The organism is Salinibacter grassmerensis (assembly GCF_947077765.1).
GTDB classification, from domain to species: Bacteria; Bacteroidota; Rhodothermia; order Rhodothermales; family Salinibacteraceae; genus Salinibacter; species Salinibacter grassmerensis.
Genome location: NZ_CAMTTF010000001.1, coordinates 585838 through 602602, shown reverse-complemented (window position 1 = coordinate 602602; position 16765 = coordinate 585838). Strand labels below are relative to the sequence as shown.

Sequence of the window (16765 nt, the reverse complement as noted above, 5' to 3'; positions counted from 1 at the left end):
TGACCGCCCCGATCGCTTCATCATGAGGACGCCGCACGAGCACTCTACTTCGCCCGAGGCGCACGAGGTGGCCGAGGTTCCCCTCGAAATCGTGGAGGTGGGCATGGAGCGGATTGATGCAATCCGCCGCCTCAACGTCGCTATCTTCGACGACGCCCACATCATCGAGACGTTTGAGCGAGACGACCTGCTCATGCTGCTCGCCCGGTCGGGCGGCACCAACGTGGGCTTCAAGCTGGGCTACCGGCTCAACGAGGCCGCGTTCTACAGCGCCAAGGGCGGCGTCCACCCCGCCCATCGTCGCAACGGCATTGCCCGGGCCCTTCTCTACGACATGCTCGACGTCGTGGCCCGCCGCGGCTACGAGCGATTCGTGTACGATACGTTTCCGAACAAGCACCCCGGGATGACGGTCCTCGGCCTCGACGAAGGGTTCGAGGTGATTCGGGCCGGCTACAGCGCCAAATACGAGGACTACCGGCTTCGCTTCGCCTGGACCTTCGACGAGGCGTAACCCTTGGGCGGGTCCGGCCCCGCGTCGAGGACATCAGGTCCTAGGCAGCGCGCGGGCCTCTCCACAATACATCTCCGTAACTATACTCCCACCACTCACCTCCGCTTCTATGGATCGCGACACCGCCAAGCAGGCCGCCGCCGGGGCCGCCGTTCAACTCGTCCGTGACGGCATGTGCATAGGCCTCGGCTCCGGCTCTACCACCGCGTACGCCCTCGAATTTCTCGGCCGCCGCATCCGGAAGGAGAACCTCGACGTGCGGGGCGTCCCTACGTCGTTTGCCACCGAGCGTCGCGCCCGCACCCACGGCATCCCACTCACCTCACTCGACGACACCCCGACCCTCGATCTTGCGCTCGATGGAGCCGATGAGGTCGACGGCGCCTTCCGCCTCATCAAGGGGGGCGGCGGGGCACACGCCCGCGAGAAGGTGGTGGCCCACCAGGCCGACCGGTTCGTGGTGCTGGTCGACCCGACGAAAGAGGTGGACCGGCTCGGCACCCAGTTTCCGGTGCCCGTGGAGGTGCTCCCCATGGCCGCGACGCCGGTGATGAACGCGCTGGAGACAGCCGGGGCGACGCCGACGCTCCGCACGGCCCACGCAAAGGATGGCCCGGTGGTCACCGATCAGGGCCTGTGGATTATTGACGCACGGTTTTCTGACGGCATCGATAACCCCGGCGACCTCAACCGCCAGCTCTGCGACCGCCCGGGCGTGCTCGACCACGGCCTGTTCCTAGACATGGCCACCGACGTCCTTGTGGGACATCCCGACGAGTCGGTAGATCACCACTCGGTGTCCTAGCCCGTGACCGTGACGACCCGCGTCAGTCACGCAGCCCCCAACAAAAACGCGCACCGCGGGCATTCCCACGGTGCGCGCTCAAACGGATTAACCGAAAGTCGGGGGACGCGCTACTGAAGCCGGAACGTCACGGGAAGTGACATCTGGACCTTCACGGCCTGACCACGCTGTTTCCCCGGCTTGAAGCTTTGCTCCTTGACGGCCTTGACGGCTTCCTGGTTGAGAAGCTTGTGGACACCACGCGTCACACTCGGGTCCCGCACGTTGCCCTGCTCGTCTACGACAAACTGGACGATTACGCGCCCCTCGATCCCCGCCTTCTTCGCGAACTCAGGGTACTCGACCGACTGTTGGAGTGCCCTCATGCCGCCGACCAGCTCTGGCTGGTTCTCAACGACCATGAAGATCTCCTGCTCTTCCTCCTCCTCTTCTTCCTCGTCGTCGGGCGGGCCTTGACTGGTATCCAGCCGCTCGTCCATGTCGAGCGAGGCGTCGAAGTCGGTCTCATTTTCGATTACCTCATTGTTTGGCACCTCCTGGGGAACCGGCGGCTTCGGCGGCGGCGGTGGCTCCTTCTCCTGCTGGGTCTGCTGGATCTGCTTCATGTCCACGGTTTCCTGCTCCTCCATCTGGACCTGGAACGAACTCTCGTTCGAGAAATCGGCCCGAAAGGCCACGATGAGGAGCGTGAGCGAGAGAACCAGGCCGATCTCTACGTACAGCGGGTACTGTTTGCGTAGATCCGCCCCTTCTTTCTTGCGCAGGGCCATGGTGGATTACCTTATTGTGAGACAGTGCAAACGCCGCCGCGCGGATACACGGCTGCTTCATGTGATAACGCGTGTCACAAGAAGAGCTACATCGACCCTTCCTCGATGTTTCATCTTTGAGGTGCTCTTGGTAATGGGTGTTTACCACCTCAGAGGACTCCGACCAGCCTGCCCCCAGCGTATCGTCACGGCTCAGGCCGATGCTCGGTCAGTCCGGCGCACATGGTAGACGTAGTATCCTAGAAATGCAACGCCGAATCCAAGGAGGTCCGCTGTGACGTCGTAGGGGTCCGCCATCCGCCGGATGGGCAGCAGTTGTTGGTAGACCTCCGTCCCCACCGCAAATAGCAGCCCTCCGACAAAGAACAACCCGCCGCGCCGACGGAAGCACGCCGAGAGCCTTTCGGTGTCCGGTGGGCACAGGCCCCGCAGCCAGAGAATCCCGAATCCAGCAAAGAGCCCTGCGTGCACGACCTTGTCGAGGCCAGTGGTCTGCGCGTCCGGCATGCTGCCGGTGGGGAGGGTCAGCGCAACGAGAATCCCCACCGTCCAGAGCGCCGCAAGTAGGCGGTAGTGAACAGTTCGGAGCGACGACAAAATACGCATCGGGCGGGAACGTATGAGTGCAAAGGGATTGCAGGAGAAGAGATCGATTCAGTTCTGCCGATGCCCGTCCCCAAACCGTTCGGCGGCCACACGGGGAATCGTGTCGAGCAGATCGGTCGCCACCATCGACCGGGGATCGTGGGTGGCCCCGTAGCGCTCGGCCGCAGCCCCCCCTACGTGCAGGGCCGCAGCGGCAGCGTTGAGCGGCGACACTCCCTGGGCCATGAGCCCCACGCACTGACCGGCCAGGACGTCGCCCGTGCCCGCCGTCGCCAGGGCCGGCGTGGTAATGCTTCCGAGGAAAGTCCGACCGCCCGGCCCGGCGACGACGCTTGGCATGCCTTTCAGCAGGCACACGGCGTCCCACCGCTCTGCGTAGGTTTGCGCGACGCGCACCCGGTCCGTGAGGGTCCCCTCCTCCCCGGCAAGGCGCCGAAATTCACCGGCGTGCGGCGTCAGGACCCACGGGGCCTGCCGCTGACCGGCCAGCTCGTCGATGTGGCCGGACAGTGCGTTGAGGCCGTCGGCGTCGAGGACGAGGGGCGTGTCGGCCGTCCGCACCAGTCGTCGCACGAACTGCGCCGTTCCCGGGGCGCGCCCAAGGCCCGGCCCCACGAGAAGGGCATCCGCAGTGTCCGCGGCGTCGGCCAGTGCATCAGGGGCCGCGTCGGGATCGATGCCGTTGCCGTCCGCGGTCGGGAGCGGGAGTGTAGGAATCGTCGTGAGGGCACCGGCAAGCGTTGAGTGGATGGTCTCCGGCCCGGCACACCGCACGTACCCGGCGCCGCTGCGCCCCGCCGCCTTCGCCGCCATAACCGGCGCCCCTGTAAACTGGGGCGCTCCCCCAATGACCAGGGCCGTGCCGACACTGTACTTGTACGCGTCGTCTTCCCGCGCCGGCCACCACGCCTGCACGGCCGCGTCCGTTGTCTCTCGCGCACAGCCGGTCTTCTCCGCGGCACGGTCGAGCACGAAGGGAGGCATGCCAATGTCGACCACCTCGACTGTGCCGGCCCGCGTGGGTCCCTCCCCGACCCGCAGCCCCACCTTTGGCGCGGCCATCGTCACCGTACGGTCGGCCCGGACGGCCACGCCGAGCACCGCTCCGGTGTCGCTGTGGAGGCCAGTGGGCACATCGAGGGCGACCGTGGGGACCTCACGCTCATTAACCCACGTGACGAGGCCCCGAATAGGCTCCCGCACGTCACTCGTGAGACCCGTGCCCAGGAGCGCGTCGACATAGAGGCACGGCCGAAGCGGCGCCACCGCCTCCGTCAGCGCGTTTAGGCCCTCCAGGGTGCCGATCGTCAGTCGCTCCCCGGCCGTCCCATTCGCCTCAAGTTGTCGCAGCAGCGACAGGTTGTGGGCCGCGTCGTCGCTCAGTGCATCGGGGGCACTCGCTAGGACGACGTGCACCCGCGTCCCCTCAATCAAGAGGTGCCGCGCCACGACGAGCCCGTCCCCCCCGTTGTTGCCCTTTCCGCAGAGCACCACCACGGCCTCATTCTCCAGGGGCCCATAGGCGTCCTGAATGTGCTCGGCACAGCCGCGGCCGGCCGTCTCCATGAGCGTAAAGCTGGGCAGGCCGTACTCGTCAATCGTGTAGCGGTCGGCCGCCCGCATGGCATCGGCCGTGAGGGCAGGCGTGCACAGCGATTCAGCGTCGGACGAAGCCATCATTTCGAACAGCGAGTCGCATTCAATCGATCGTTCAAAGGTCGTCTCAGCGGGTTTGCCCGGCGGGTCCGGACGTGTCGGGCGCCGGCGCGAGCACCGGAATCCGCAACGGGGCCGGTAGCTCCGTCGTCCATCGGGGGCGCGCCTCCAACGGCTCTCGCAACCAGGTTGCCGGCTCCGCGGGCACGTACGGCTGAATCTGGCCCCTGTCCCACCGTCCATTCTCGTTGCGGTCCAGATACGCCCGGAACCGATACCGCCCCTTCGGCAGCTCTGTAAACTCAAACAGACTATCGGGCAGCGTGGTCAGTCGGCGGGGCGCCACCGGAATAGAGGACTTGACCGCCGTCAGGTCAACCGCGACGGGGCCGCCATCTAGCAGCGAATCCGGGGGCGTCTCGTCCCGCTGCGCCTTTAGCGAGTCCTCTGAGGCGGTGAGAGAGTCGGCCCGAACCGAATCGGCACGGACGGGGGACGGGCGGGCCGCCGGGGGGTCTGCCTCCACTCTCCCCGCCTCTTCCGATGCACGCGTCGTGTCGGCAACGCGGACACGACCCGCAAGCCCACCGAGCACCCGGCCGGTGACGCGCCGGAAGCGACGACGAACGGTCGTGTCGGGCTGGGCAAATACGCCCCCCACCACCCTCACGTCAATGACCTGCCCCGAAGAAAGGGGCGGGTCGAGCCGAAGTCGGTAGGTAGTGCCATCGTCGGTCGCAAACGAAAATGACCGGGGGGCGCCGGTGGTGTCCTGGACGCTGATCCCCTCCCGCAGCGCCGCACTGTCCGGGGCCTGATTAAACCGGACGCCCGGCCGCACACTCGGCAGGACCGGGCGGGCGCCCGTCGAATCTTGCCCCAGGCCGGTCGGCACAAATTCTCGGAACCGTGTGCGCAGGGTATCGGCCTGCGTGGCTGCTCCGAACCGGACCGTGTCCGGCTGCAACGGCTGCCCCAAAGTATCCACCACCGCTCCCTCTCGCAGCGGCAGGACGTGGCGTGCGTCGGGCATCGAGTCCGTGCGCACCACGACCGCAGTCGGGCGGTTGGGGGCGTTGTACACTCCCTGGACCGGCACGGGCGCGCCGGTGGCCGAGTCCTGCGGGGCCCAATCCCCTGGCGCCTGCGTCCCGAGTCGCACCGGCTCGTCAAAGCGCAGGCGCAGGCGCCGCTGACTCACCGGCCGTACCTGCTGGAGTTGCGGGCCAGTCGTGTCACGTCGAGCCAGAAGCCAGGGCACCGGCACCGCCGCGGCCCCACTGTCGGCCCGAATCGACAGCCGGGGCGGTACGGCAACGGGCTCTTGGAAATCGGGCTGGCGGTTGCGGTTGTTGTCACGGAGGGCCAGGACGTAGTAGGGCCCTTCTCGCATGTAGTCGAACGAAAAGCGCCCCCCCTCGCCCGTCTGCGTGCGGTAGCCGGGCGCATCGGGCAGCGGCCGAACGGCCCCCGCTCCCGATGGCAGGGCGTACGCGAACACATCCACGCCCTGCTGGGTGGTGCCCTCCCGGCCATCTACGACACGTCCTTCAATCTGGCCCCGATTGATGCGCTCCCCCGTCGAAAACGCCACCGTGATCGGGGTTTCGAGCGAGACGCCGCGGGCGTCGCTCAGGTTCGTATCGAACGTAAAGATGTACGTCGTGCTGTCGCGAAGGGCGGACGGAAATTGAATTTCGACCGCCTGTCCGTCCCAGCTAAACTGGGGACGTTGCTCGAAGGTCGGGGTGATCGAAAGCGACTGCGAGAGGGTGCTTCGCTCGACGTACTCCGAAAACTCGACGCGCAGCGCCTCCGCGTCCGTGGACACGTCAACGGTGTCGCGCACGGGGCGCGTCTCGACGACCGAGGGCGGCGTGCTGTCTCTCGGCCCCCCACTTGGGGCCTGCGGATTGGCACAGGACACGAGAAGGCCAACCAGCAGTCCCAAGACACTCCCAACGGCGAGCCGCCCCCTCCCGATGTCTCCACTCCAGCAACACCCGCTACTACTCGACACCGGCGGTCCGTCTATCGTCATCACGCCCATCAATCGAGGCCAGAGAACTGCGCAGTTGGGGGATCGGTTCGTCCTCTACGCGTAGATCCCGCGCATCCGAAGCGCCTCGGCCACCCGTCGGATCCCAACCACGTACGCCGCGATGCGGAGGGACACGTCGTATTCGTCCGCCGCCGTGTAGACCTTGTCGAACGCCTCCCCCATCATCCGGTCGAGGCGGCGATTCACCTCCTCCTCGGTCCAGAAGAAGCCCTGTCGGTTCTGCACCCATTCGAAGTACGACGCCGTCACGCCCCCTGCATTCGCCAGGATGTCCGGGATGACGAGCACCTCCTTTTCCGCCAGCACTTCGTCAGCTTCGGGATGGGTGGGCCCGTTCGCCCCCTCCACTACGATCCGGGCGCCAAGGCCCTCGGCGATCTCGCGGTCAATTTGATCTTCCTTAGCCGCCGGCACGAGGACGTCCACGTCGAGCGTCAGAAGCTCTTCGTTGGTGATGTGCTGCGCCTCCTCGTAGCCCGCCAGCGTGCCCCCATTCTGCTGCGTGTAGGCCTGCATCGCCTTCAGATCAAGCCCGTCCTTGTTGTAGTACCCCCCCGTAATGTCGCTGACGGCCACCACGGTGCAGCCCTGCTCGCCCAGCAGGTCAGCAGCCGTGGCCCCGACGTTGCCGAAGCCTTGGACGGCCACGGTGCAGTCGCCCGGCGCGAGGCCGATCTGCTCCATCGCGGCGAGCGTCACGGTCATCACGCCCCGGCCGGTGGCCTGCCGACGCCCCTTTGACCCCCCGAGCCCGACGGGCTTGCCCGTCACGACGGCATTCTCGGTCCGGCGGGCATGCATCGAGTACGTGTCCAGCACCCACGCCATGATTTGCTCGTTCGTGTTCATGTCGGGGGCCGGGATGTCCTTGTCCGGGCCAAACACGTCGAAGAGATCGGCGGTGTAACGGCGCGTGAGGCGTTCCAGCTCCCCCGGGCTCATCTCCTCCGGGTTGCACGACACGCCTCCCTTCGCTCCGCCAAAGGGCAGGTCCACCAGCGAGCACTTCCACGTCATCCAGCCGGCCAGCGCCTTCACCTCGTTGAGCGTCACGTCCGGCGCGAAGCGGATGCCGCCCTTGCTGGGCCCCAGGACGTTGTTGTGGATGACCCGGTACCCTTCAAAGACCTTCACGCGGCCCGAGTCCATCTCCACGGGGATCGACGTCACGTGCATCCGTGCCGGGCGGCAAAGATAATCGTAGAAGCCGGGACTGAGCTCAAGGATTTCGGCAGCCACGTCAAACCGCTCCATCATGGACTGGAACGGGCTGTCGTGGTCGATCGGGGCCGGCTCACGGTACGCCGATCGTTCGTATACGTCGAAGTTGAACGGCATGGGACTGTGGGACGAAGTGCGACGATGGTGAACAGAAGGCCCATTTGCCTCCTTGGTTCAAGCGGGATGGAGGGGTATAAGGATCCGGATTCTCCGCCAAAAAGTCGAACGACCGGTCGTCGCCCCTGGAAAGAACGAACGATTTGCGACGCCCTCAGTTGCTCCGCCGTCCGCCATTCTCTTTCCCTCTTGTCGATCAATTTTCATGCCCACGTCCCTGTCCAACCGCCGACGCAAGGCCATCGCCGCCCTCACCCGCCGCCGGGGCCGCCGCCGCCACGACCGGACGCTCGTGGAGGGGCCCCGCGCCCTTCGGGCCGCCCTCGACGCGGACGCCCCCCTCGTGGAGGCCGTCGTTACGCCCGAGGGGCTCGGCGACTCGACCGTGCAGGTTCTTCTAGAGCAACTGTCGGTCTCTGTGTACGAGACGGACCCCGATACGATGACGACCCTCACCGACGTGGAGACGCCTCAGGGCGTCGTGGCCGTGGCGGAGCGTCGTCTTCGGGATCCCGATGCAGTGCCTGAGCACCTCGGCGAGACCGGCACCGTCCTCATACTGGACGGGGTGCAGGACCCGGGCAACGTGGGCACACTGCTCCGGACGGCGGCGTGGTTCGGCGCTCGGGCCGTCGTGGCCGGGCCCGGCACCGCAGGGCTGTACGGCCCCAAAGTGATGCGCGCAGGAGCCGGCAGTCACTGGGCCTTGGAGCTGGCCCGTACGGACTCCCCAGGCCCCCTCCTCGACCGCCTTCGCCGCCATGGTGCGGCCCTCTACGGGGCCGACCTCCAGGGCACCCGCGCCGATACTTGGGGGCCCGACCGCCCCTCTGCGCTCGTACTGGGCAGCGAGGCCCACGGCCTCAGCGCCGCTGTCCTCGACCGCCTCGACCTGACGGTTTCCCTCCCCGGCGCCCCCGGTCGTCCCGCCGCCGAATCGCTCAATGTAGCCGTCGCCGGCGGCATTCTTCTGTACGAATGGCTCGGCCCCTGACCTCATGCCTGCTGAACGGGATAAACATTAAGAAATAAGAAACGACGTTAGATCATCGGACACCCGCGTGTCTACTAGGCGCATTTCTTTTGGGATGCATTTCTCCCAAAGCCCGGTCTCTTGGTGGGGGTCCGGGCTTTTTCTTTACCGGTACGGGATTTTTGCTCTCCCTTCCCGAACGATTCGTCTCTCGCGACGGCCTGGTCGACGGGGCACCGGAAACGGCGACGATCCGCACGCATTGGGAGTCGATGACTGTTCGCTTCATATCCGTGTCTCTCATTCTTCCTTCGCTCCTATGCCCACCTATACGATCATCGGCTTCGAGAAGGACGGCTTTGATCCATTCTCGAGCGTCGCGACCGCCGATACCCCCACCGAGGCGGCCCAGAAGGCCATCCAGGATACGTTCATCAAGACCCAGGGCCGGCGCCCCCCCAACACCGAGGCGCTCGCCCAACTCGAAAACGAAACGGGCCTTTTCGTCGTCGGCATCGTCGAGGGCGAGCACGACAATCTGAACGAGATCGTCGATCATTACGAGCAGTGGGACTAGGGCCTTGTGACGGACGACTCGGACAGTGAGGACCGTCCTGCTTCGTGAACCGCGTCCCGTGGATGGAATCGCCGGGAGCGGGACACTACCCCGACGCGAGAAGACTGTCCAGAGCTGCGCTGATCTCTTCGAGGCACCATCGGTAATCGGCAAGGGATCCACCGTAGGGATCAGGGATGGCCCAGGTAACCACCGCATCCGAGGCCAGGTCGTGATCGTCGCAGAGCCGGCGCGCCACCGCTGGACTCATGGCCACGACCCGCTCGGCCGCCACCAGATCCGCCTCGGACACATCGCGGGGCGTGTGGGAACGAAGTGACAGGCCCCGTGCCTCACGCAGGGCCCGATCCGCATTGGGCGCCGCCCCGTCGCCCGCAGCCGCAGATACCCCTGCACTCCCGGCCGACACACCTCGGGCCTCCGAAAGGGCTTCGGCCAGGGGGCTTCGGCATGTATTGCCGGTGCAGACGAAGAGAAGTTGTACGCTCATAGAAGTTGTATGCTCGTAGCAGGTCGTCAGGGATCTGACTCGGCGTTGAGCGGACAAGCGAGCGGCTGACGTGTGGCACCTTACGCCCCCCGGATCGCCCACCCGACGCGGACCACGGACGCCGCGAGGTATCCCCCGTAGACCAGGAGTCCAATCGTGGCAGCATCCCCGAGGGTTGCCGGGTCTACCGACGGATGGAGGGCACGATGAAGCTTCCGCGGGGGCTCCAGCCAGGCCGCACAGACAGGGTTCTCAGCAGCATCCCAGCCGCACCGGAGCGCGGGCACCGTGAGTAGCAGACTCGCGCCACAGAAAGCCGTGGCCCCCGCTCGCCACCGCCGAAACCAAGTCGCTGCGGCTCCCTCCCCCAGAGACATCGGCCCGGGCACGGAAAGAACGTCACCGGCGTGGAGCGCGAGCGGGATCGCAACGAGGGCTGTGTTGCCCGCCACGAAGGCCCCTGGGCGACCGTCTACCATCAAGTACACCGTCACCATCAGCAGCGACGAGGCCCGCCAGTAGGCCAGAAGACGTCCCCGCACCGCGGGCTGCCGCACCGACGCAAGCAGGAGCCCCAGCGGCGCGACGACCAGAAGCGCCGTGGCGAGAACAAAGTCAAGACGGATGAGGAGGGGAAGCACGGCGCAGCGTACTGCATCAAACGGTTGGCCACGAATGGTGCGCTGTATTCATGACAGCGTGGATCCCGACCGCCAGGTAGGGCGACGAGACGTCACGCGCGCCATTCGTCTTTCACACATCCCGGGCTCTGCGGGCCGAGGGACATCAGAAATACAACAAGCCTCCGGATGTCCGGAGGCTTGGGAGAAAACAGTGGGCCCTCCTGGATTTGAACCAGGGACCTCTCGCGTGTGAGGCGAGCGCTCTAAACCGCTGAGCTAAGAGCCCGTGTAGAATCGAGGTACCCAAACGGAGATGGTTGAGCCGTGTTCAACCAAGATGGGGCAAAGTCCTCCGCATCGACCTCAGCGCTCCCCAACCGTCATGAATGTTGGCACCGCGCGGCCCGTGTCGGCACTCGGTGCCAGGGCGTCCATCGGAAGCGTGAAGAGACGGTCGCCCGACGAGAGCGACGAGGGGCGCGACGTGCGGCTCCGGCCCACTCCACTTCGTCGCGGCGATGCTTCTTCTCGCACCTCCGATGGCACGGCCTGTCGCTCAACCGCGGTGGCCGGCCCAGACGAAAGTGTGGACGGCTCCACGAGCATTGATCCGGCGAGAAACCCCACGACGAGAGCAACAGCGATGGACGACGCAAGCCCCAGGGCCACGACGGGCCGGCTGGCCTCCTCCGCCGAGAACAGTTGTGGGGCGGAGTCTCGGCGAAGATCCCCTTCGACCTCTCGTGTAGCGTCCTCCATTGTGGAGGTCTGCGGCGCTACCCCTGCGTCCTCGCTCCCGCAGAGCAGCTCACGCGTCTGGCGGAGGCGTTCTATATGGGCTTTCAACTCAGGGTTGGCCTCCACATACTGCTCAAACACGGCCTCGACCGAGGGATCCATCGTTCCATCCACGTACTCGCAGAGCCACTCGTCGAGCCACTCGTAGGAAGAGGCCCCATTGCCGGACGCCTCTCCGTTAAAGGGTCGCTCGGGGAACTGCATAAGGCACTGATCGGCCGGATGTACGTTTGCGTTGGGTGCGTCAGTGTAAGGTTCTTCACTGAATTACCTCCCCGTCCTGCAATTCGGGGCGGGCGAGGTAATCCCCCTGTGCGATGCGGGCACGCGCCATGAGTTCGTAGCGCGAGCCGTCGTCGGTACATATTCGAGTTGCGCACTCCTTGTTTCCGTGAATTCCGGTCCTGACCGGCGTAGACGGATCCGAGTGGCACCCTGGAGACGACGGGGCGGCGATCGGGCCTCTTGCCCCCCTACGCCGCCACCGGACGAGAATCTGGCGGAAGCAACCGCCGCAACAGGAGCGTCATCACGAGCGAAGCCTCGCGGGACGCCCCGCCTTTGAGCTCGTAGTCCGCCGCTACGAGAGCTGAATAGGCGTCGGCAATCGCCGAACGGTCGTAGCGCTGGGCAGCGTGCTTGTACTCCTCTACGAAATAGGGGCTCACCCCGATGTAACCGGCAAGGTCATACTTGTTCTCGCGCAGGGCCCCGGGCTTCTGCAACTTCCAGAGCTTGTCGAAATAGCCGTTGAGCACGGCCACCATCATGATGGACTCACTGCGCGGGTTGGACGCCTGCTGCAGAATGCGGTCCACGATGCGCTGCGCATCGGCGGGACGCCCTTCCCCGAGAGCACTCTGTAGCTCGAAGACGTTGAACTCGCGCGTCTGGCCGCTGGCGGCGAGCACATCGTCGGCCGTGAGCTGCGTGGTGTCACCGGCAAACGTGATGAGCTTCTCGATCTCGCTGGCCGCCCGTTGCAGGTCGGTGCCCACGTAGTCGGCGAGCATCTGTACGGCCTTGGGTTTAATCTCGTACCCCTGTCCCTGCACGTAGTCTTGAATCCAGCCCGGCATCTCGTTGTCGTACGGCGACTCAAACTGGGACCATTCGGCGTGCTCCTTCAACGCGCGGTACGGATGGGCGCTCAGGTTCGGTTTGCTGGTGCAGGCGAGCAGGACGATGGCCTGCGGATTGGGCTGTGTGGCGTAACTCTTAAATTGCCGGTTGTTCTCGAGCTTCTCGAACTCGCGCACAACGACAACCCGCTTGGGGGCGCCCGCCGGGAAGCCCTGGCACAGCCCGATGACCTCCGAGGCCTCGGTCTCCGACCCGTACACCACGTCGAGGTTGAAGTCGTGCTGGCTCGGCGCGAGCGCCTCGCTGATGAGCAGTTCCTGCAGCTCGTCGATCAGGAACGTCTCCTCTCCGAAGAAGAAGTAGAGGGGGTCGAAGTTTTGGTGCCGAAAGGCCGTGGCCAGATCATCGTAGGACGGGCCCGTGTCTTTTGCCATTGGCGAGGGTCGACTGCCGGATTACGAATGAAAACGCTCGTGCGCCTCCCCTCGGCGCGCCCCGTTCGAGGGTCGCGCTTGCTAGGTCGGCAGGGGCTCGTCGTCCTCGGAGAGATGAGCCCCGTGCAGACGGTAGCCCAGGTCACGAAGCCGCTGGAAGTCGTCCTTCGTCATGCGGTGGACCAGCCCGAAGAGGGTGAGCGTCTCATCCCCCAGCGTGGCGGCGCGGTGCCAGGCGTCGAGGGGCAACTCGTCCAGCCGTTCGGTGAGGGCGCGCCGGGCCGCCTTTACCTCCTGCAGAATGTCGTCGATGGCACGTTCATTCCAGTCCGCGTCGTACACCTCCGCGTCAATGTCAACTGGCGCCAGGACCGGCTCCTCCTCATCAACAATCCGGTCGACCCGCGTCCGACGCACCTCTGCGTCGAGCGTAGCGATGGCGCCGTACAGCTCCTTCATCGTAAGGGCGTCGGGCTCAGGGCGCCCGCCGAGAATCTCATCGGGCAGCCCCCCCGCCACCGTCCGGAGTGCCGTAATCTCGTCGACGAGGTACCGAAACTGGTCCACCAGGGCCTCTCGCAGGGCCTCAGGATCCTCGGCCCGTGCCTCAGCAATGTTAATGGTCTCTTCCATCTGCGTGTGGGGGATCTCCGTGTGGAAAGGGGAAGGAGTGGTGAGGGGAGGGCATCTGTTCCACCCCGACCGTGACGACCGTTCCGGCTTCACAGTTGCCGCCTGTCCAGCCGGCCCGCGCCTACTCCGCGGCGTGCTTGGTCTCCGGCGGGCCCTGCCGGTCGGCGCCCCAGCCTTGATCGCCCTCCGTAGCCATACGGTCCTCACGCTGGTGAGTGGTATCCAGGTCGTCCATGCCCTCCTCGGCCAGCCAGTCCAGGAAGTGCTGGTCCTTCACGCTGTGGAGGTTGTTCTCCTTCTTAAAGTCCCACTGCTGCCCAAACTGCTTGTTCTTGTACTGATCCAGGTACTCGAGGCGGTCCTGCATCTGCTCGCTCGGCCGCAGCAGGTCTTCGAGGTCAAAGACGGCCTCGTCACGGCTCTGGAACGTGAGGTCGTGCTCCTTCGACATGACGATCGCCTCCTCCGGGCACACCTCCTCGCAGAAGCCACAGTAGATGCAGCGGAGCATGTTGATTTCAAACCACTCCGGCTCCCGCTCCTTCACGTTGTTCACCTCCTTCGACTGCATGGAGATGGCGAGCGGCGGGCAGGCCCGGGCACACAGGTTGCAGGAGACGCACCGCGGCCGATCGTCCTCCTCCACGAGCACCGGCCGCCCGCGGTAGCTGTCCGGCGGGTACCACTGCTCCTCCGGGTACTCGAACGTGTAGGTCGGTTCGTTGGCCATCCGGTCGAACGAGTAGCCGAGCCCCTTGAACAGCTCCGGAAGGTAGAGGCTCTCCCAGAAATTGAGGTCCCGCTCGTTCTCTTTCTTCGTGTTCTCAGGGGTACCAGGCATGGGCGTGTTGCGTCGTGAGGGAGTGCTGCGTCAGAGCAAGGTGGACAGTCCAGCCATGCTGCTATAACGTATGCGTGCTGCGGCACGAAGGATTCCACCCCGTAATCTCCGGCCCGTCAAGAGCCGATTCATTCCTTCAGTCCGCGCCTCAGTTCATGCGGGGGTCGTCGGGAAAGTTGGCGAGAACGGCGTACTCGCCACCCATCTGCCGCAGAATGGTGCGCCAGAGCTGATCGGGATTGGTGTCAAAGACGAACTCGGCGGCGCCGGGCGCCGGAATCCAGGCCTCCTCGCCAAGCTCTCCCTCGAGCTGGCCGGGCCCCCACCCCGCGTAGCCGAGGAAAAACCGCAGGTTCTCGGGCGCGGCGTCCCCGCCCTTGGCAAGCTGCTGAACGGCCTCGAAGTCGCCGCCCCACGTCATGTCGCCGGGCAGCGCCACGCCGCCCGGAATGTCCTCCCGTGTGTGCAGGTAGTGCAGCGTTTCGCGCTGAACGGGCCCCCCCATGTACAGCGGCGGGTCGTAGGTGACGTACTCGTCGAGCACGTCGCCGAGCTGGACATCGAGCTCGCGGTTCAGGATGAGCCCGAAGGTGCCCTCCCGATCGTTGTGCTCACAGAGAAGCACCACGGACCGGCGGAAGTTCGGATCCTGCATCATCGGGGCCGAGATGAGCAACGTACCGGGGCCGAGGTCGACCTCGTCGGAATCAGGCATCGAACGAAAAGAAGACAAGTTGGCCGAAAACATCGCGCTACGCGCTACTGAGCAGGGTGCTACTGATGCCCCAGGCGCGTGGTTCACACCCCGCAAATCTGCGGCCATCTTTGCCCTTCTGTCCCGCTCCCCTCGACGTTACCCGAAGAACCGCCGCGTCCAGGCCTCGATTGCACCGACGCCGAGGCCCCAGGCCGCCCCGAGGTAGACGGCCGCGTACGCCGCCACGACGATCGGCGCCACAACGAGCACATGCCAGTTCGGGAGAAGCCCCCACACAGCCGCCCCCGGCCCAAGCGACACGAGCGCGAGGCCCAGCATGCGCCCGGCGTTTCCCCACGGAATGCGGGCGTCGGGGAGCGGTCCCTGGAGCCAATGCCGCAGCGCCGCCACCTCGACCCATGCCCCGACTGTTGCCCCTAGGCTGAGCCCGAGCGCCCCCAGGAACAGCTCGTCGCCTGGGAGCGGCCCGACGACGGCCGCGAGCGGAATCGTGTCGAGCCAAAACATGGCCGGCACCGCCACGATCGTGGAGACCGTGACGCGCAGGACGGCGATCCAGGCCGGCGTCGTGGTGTCGCCAATCGCGTAGAACGCGTTTTGGAGGAGGCGCGACAGCGTGGTCGCCAGGATGCCGAGGCTGTATCCGCCGAGCACGATCGCGACGAGCCATGTGCTCCCGGCCTGAAACTGCCCGGTCCGGAAGAGCGCCCCCACCAGCAGCACGCCGAACACAAGGTAGCCCACCACCGTGGGCACCGTGAGGAACGCAATCTGCCGCAGTGAGCGACGCAGGCGCGCCGAGAAGGCCGCCGCCTTTTCCTGCGTTAGGCGCGAGAGCTCCGGCAGCTCCGAGGCGGCCACCGACATCCCGAAGAGGCTAATCGGCAGCATATACAGCAGCTGGGCGTAGCGGAGCGCACTGAGGGCCCCCACCGCCAGCCACGACGCCAGGAAGAGATCGAGGTACGCCGAGAGCTGCGCCACCCCGCGGCTGGCCACCACCGGCCCAAACGCGCTCAACGCCTCGCGCACCCCCTCCACGCGGATCGACAGCGAGAACGAGAAGCCCTTCATCTGTCGCACCACGAACGGCAGCTGCACCCCGAACTGAAGAAGCCCACCCCCGAAGGCGCCCACACAGGCAACGAGCAGCAGGCGCGTGAGGGCATCGCTCGACAGGGCGCCCGGCACGCCGGGCATGCCCGCCAGCATGTACCCGCCGCCGAAGAGGGTGGCGATGATGGCCACATTCCACAGCGCCGGGGCCACGTACGGGACGAAGAACTGCCGGTGGCTGTTAAGCACTCCTAATGCCCACGCCGAGAGCACGAGCACCCCGGCCATCGGAAAGATAATGCGCACCGCCCGCACCGCGAGGTCGAACCGGTTGAGCGACAGCGTGCCCGCGGCCACCTGCGCCGCGTCGTCCAGAAAGCCCGGCGCCAACACCGTTACGATCGGCTCCGCGAACACCACGCCGAGCAGCGCTACGCCCGCCGCCGCGGCCAGGAGCAATCCAAAGATGGCCCCGGCAAAGCGCCCTGCCGCTTCCGGCCGCTCCTCGTCGATGAGGCGGCTGTAGATGGGGATGAAGGCCGCCGAGATCGTGCCCTCCCCCAGCAGGTTCTGCAGCAGGTTGGGCGACTTGAAGGCCACTTGGAGGACATCCGCGTGGGCCCCGACCCCAAAGAAATAGGCCACCGTCCGCTCCCGCAGCAGCCCGAGAATCCGGCTCAGGAAAATGCCGCCGGCCACGGACCCAGCCGCACTTTCCTCGCCCGACTCCGGCGCCTCCTCCACCGCCGACGCTGTCTCCGACTCGTCACTCATCCCGTGCCTTCGTG

At 65.9% G+C, this 16765-nt stretch carries 17 protein-coding genes and 1 tRNA gene; 4 read left to right on the top strand and 14 right to left on the bottom strand.

The window, feature by feature from the left end:
* The first annotated feature begins 22 nt into the window (after positions 1-22).
* Complete coding sequence (locus tag OJB03_RS02220; protein WP_263784826.1) at positions 23-514, top strand: GNAT family N-acetyltransferase; 492 nt, start codon at positions 23-25, stop codon at positions 512-514.
* Positions 515-623: 109 nt separating this feature from the next.
* A complete protein-coding gene (gene rpiA / locus OJB03_RS02215) occupies positions 624-1319 on the top strand; it encodes a ribose-5-phosphate isomerase RpiA (RefSeq protein ID WP_263784825.1) in 696 nt (231 codons plus the stop codon).
* A gap of 110 nt (positions 1320-1429) precedes the next feature.
* Here the strand turns inward: rpiA and OJB03_RS02210 are convergent, their stop codons facing one another.
* From OJB03_RS02210 to OJB03_RS02190, 5 genes are all read right to left on the bottom strand, one after another.
* Complete coding sequence (locus OJB03_RS02210) at positions 1430-2089, bottom strand: energy transducer TonB (RefSeq protein WP_263784823.1); 660 nt, start codon at positions 2087-2089, stop codon at positions 1430-1432.
* Between the two features lie 192 nt (positions 2090-2281).
* Entirely contained in the window at positions 2282-2695 is a 414-nt protein-coding gene (locus OJB03_RS02205; RefSeq protein ID WP_263784821.1) for a VanZ family protein, read from the bottom strand.
* Between the two features lie 48 nt (positions 2696-2743).
* Complete coding sequence (locus OJB03_RS02200; protein ID WP_263784818.1) at positions 2744-4375, bottom strand: NAD(P)H-hydrate dehydratase; 1632 nt, start codon at positions 4373-4375, stop codon at positions 2744-2746.
* Positions 4376-4418: 43 nt separating this feature from the next.
* Positions 4419-6392 carry an Ig-like domain-containing domain gene (locus tag OJB03_RS02195; protein ID WP_263785527.1) on the bottom strand — a complete coding sequence of 658 codons (1974 nt, stop codon included), beginning with the start codon at positions 6390-6392 and terminating at the stop codon, positions 4419-4421.
* Between the two features lie 54 nt (positions 6393-6446).
* A complete protein-coding gene (locus OJB03_RS02190) occupies positions 6447-7751 on the bottom strand; it encodes a Glu/Leu/Phe/Val family dehydrogenase (RefSeq protein ID WP_263784815.1) in 1305 nt (434 codons plus the stop codon).
* Between the two features lie 205 nt (positions 7752-7956).
* Here OJB03_RS02190 and OJB03_RS02185 point away from each other — a divergent pair, with 205 nt between their 5' ends.
* Together OJB03_RS02185 and OJB03_RS02180 are read left to right on the top strand one after the other, a co-directional pair.
* Complete coding sequence (locus OJB03_RS02185; RefSeq protein WP_263784813.1) at positions 7957-8745, top strand: TrmH family RNA methyltransferase; 789 nt, start codon at positions 7957-7959, stop codon at positions 8743-8745.
* Positions 8746-9043: 298 nt separating this feature from the next.
* Positions 9044-9301: a hypothetical protein gene (locus OJB03_RS02180; RefSeq protein WP_263784811.1), complete on the top strand. Its 258-nt coding sequence runs from the start codon at positions 9044-9046 to the stop codon at positions 9299-9301.
* An 85-nt stretch (positions 9302-9386) separates the two neighbouring features.
* On the opposite strand, the gene OJB03_RS02175 is transcribed toward OJB03_RS02180, so the two are convergent.
* From OJB03_RS02175 to murJ, 9 genes are all read right to left on the bottom strand, one after another.
* A complete protein-coding gene (locus OJB03_RS02175; protein WP_263784809.1) occupies positions 9387-9791 on the bottom strand; it encodes an arsenate-mycothiol transferase ArsC in 405 nt (134 codons plus the stop codon).
* 80 nt (positions 9792-9871) lie between these two features.
* Positions 9872-10432, bottom strand: coding sequence for a DUF3177 family protein (locus OJB03_RS02170; RefSeq protein ID WP_263784807.1), 561 nt, complete (start codon positions 10430-10432; stop codon positions 9872-9874).
* Between the two features lie 194 nt (positions 10433-10626).
* Positions 10627-10700, bottom strand: a tRNA-Val gene (locus tag OJB03_RS02165).
* A 77-nt stretch (positions 10701-10777) separates the two neighbouring features.
* Positions 10778-11416, bottom strand: coding sequence for an anti-sigma factor (locus OJB03_RS02160; RefSeq protein ID WP_263784805.1), 639 nt, complete (start codon positions 11414-11416; stop codon positions 10778-10780).
* A gap of 269 nt (positions 11417-11685) precedes the next feature.
* Positions 11686-12729: a DNA polymerase III subunit delta gene (holA, locus tag OJB03_RS02155; protein WP_263784803.1), complete on the bottom strand. Its 1044-nt coding sequence runs from the start codon at positions 12727-12729 to the stop codon at positions 11686-11688.
* An 81-nt stretch (positions 12730-12810) separates the two neighbouring features.
* The gene (locus OJB03_RS02150; RefSeq protein WP_263784801.1) at positions 12811-13362 is read right to left on the bottom strand and encodes a DinB family protein; all 552 of its coding nucleotides are present in this window, start codon (positions 13360-13362) and stop codon (positions 12811-12813) included.
* A gap of 121 nt (positions 13363-13483) precedes the next feature.
* Positions 13484-14203, bottom strand: coding sequence for a NuoI/complex I 23 kDa subunit family protein (locus OJB03_RS02145; protein ID WP_263784800.1), 720 nt, complete (start codon positions 14201-14203; stop codon positions 13484-13486).
* Between the two features lie 148 nt (positions 14204-14351).
* Positions 14352-14918 (bottom strand): YqgE/AlgH family protein, encoded by a 567-nt coding sequence (locus OJB03_RS02140; protein ID WP_263784799.1) that lies wholly within the window; start codon positions 14916-14918, stop codon positions 14352-14354.
* A gap of 138 nt (positions 14919-15056) precedes the next feature.
* Positions 15057-16751: a murein biosynthesis integral membrane protein MurJ gene (gene murJ / locus OJB03_RS02135; protein WP_263784796.1), complete on the bottom strand. Its 1695-nt coding sequence runs from the start codon at positions 16749-16751 to the stop codon at positions 15057-15059.
* Positions 16752-16765 lie beyond the last annotated feature (14 nt).

Bases quoted from the DNA above. Each gene is read 5' to 3' on its own strand.
- murJ (WP_263784796.1), bottom strand. From the start codon at position 16,751: ATGAGTGACGAGTCGGAGACAGCGTCGGCGGTGGAGGAGGCGCCGGAG.
- OJB03_RS02185 (WP_263784813.1), top strand. From the start codon at position 7,957: ATGCCCACGTCCCTGTCCAACCGCCGACGCAAGGCCATCGCCGCCCTC.
- OJB03_RS02195 (WP_263785527.1), bottom strand. From the start codon at position 6,392: ATGACGATAGACGGACCGCCGGTGTCGAGTAGTAGCGGGTGTTGCTGG.
- OJB03_RS02180 (WP_263784811.1), top strand. From the start codon at position 9,044: ATGCCCACCTATACGATCATCGGCTTCGAGAAGGACGGCTTTGATCCA.
- OJB03_RS02175 (WP_263784809.1), bottom strand. From the start codon at position 9,791: ATGAGCGTACAACTTCTCTTCGTCTGCACCGGCAATACATGCCGAAGC.
- rpiA (WP_263784825.1), top strand. From the start codon at position 624: ATGGATCGCGACACCGCCAAGCAGGCCGCCGCCGGGGCCGCCGTTCAA.
- OJB03_RS02200 (WP_263784818.1), bottom strand. From the start codon at position 4,375: ATGATGGCTTCGTCCGACGCTGAATCGCTGTGCACGCCTGCCCTCACG.
- OJB03_RS02205 (WP_263784821.1), bottom strand. From the start codon at position 2,695: ATGCGTATTTTGTCGTCGCTCCGAACTGTTCACTACCGCCTACTTGCG.
- OJB03_RS02220 (WP_263784826.1), top strand. From the start codon at position 23: ATGAGGACGCCGCACGAGCACTCTACTTCGCCCGAGGCGCACGAGGTG.
- OJB03_RS02190 (WP_263784815.1), bottom strand. From the start codon at position 7,751: ATGCCGTTCAACTTCGACGTATACGAACGATCGGCGTACCGTGAGCCG.
- OJB03_RS02140 (WP_263784799.1), bottom strand. From the start codon at position 14,918: ATGCCTGATTCCGACGAGGTCGACCTCGGCCCCGGTACGTTGCTCATC.
- OJB03_RS02160 (WP_263784805.1), bottom strand. From the start codon at position 11,416: ATGCAGTTCCCCGAGCGACCCTTTAACGGAGAGGCGTCCGGCAATGGG.
- OJB03_RS02145 (WP_263784800.1), bottom strand. From the start codon at position 14,203: ATGCCTGGTACCCCTGAGAACACGAAGAAAGAGAACGAGCGGGACCTC.
- holA (WP_263784803.1), bottom strand. From the start codon at position 12,729: ATGGCAAAAGACACGGGCCCGTCCTACGATGATCTGGCCACGGCCTTT.
- OJB03_RS02150 (WP_263784801.1), bottom strand. From the start codon at position 13,362: ATGGAAGAGACCATTAACATTGCTGAGGCACGGGCCGAGGATCCTGAG.
- OJB03_RS02210 (WP_263784823.1), bottom strand. From the start codon at position 2,089: ATGGCCCTGCGCAAGAAAGAAGGGGCGGATCTACGCAAACAGTACCCG.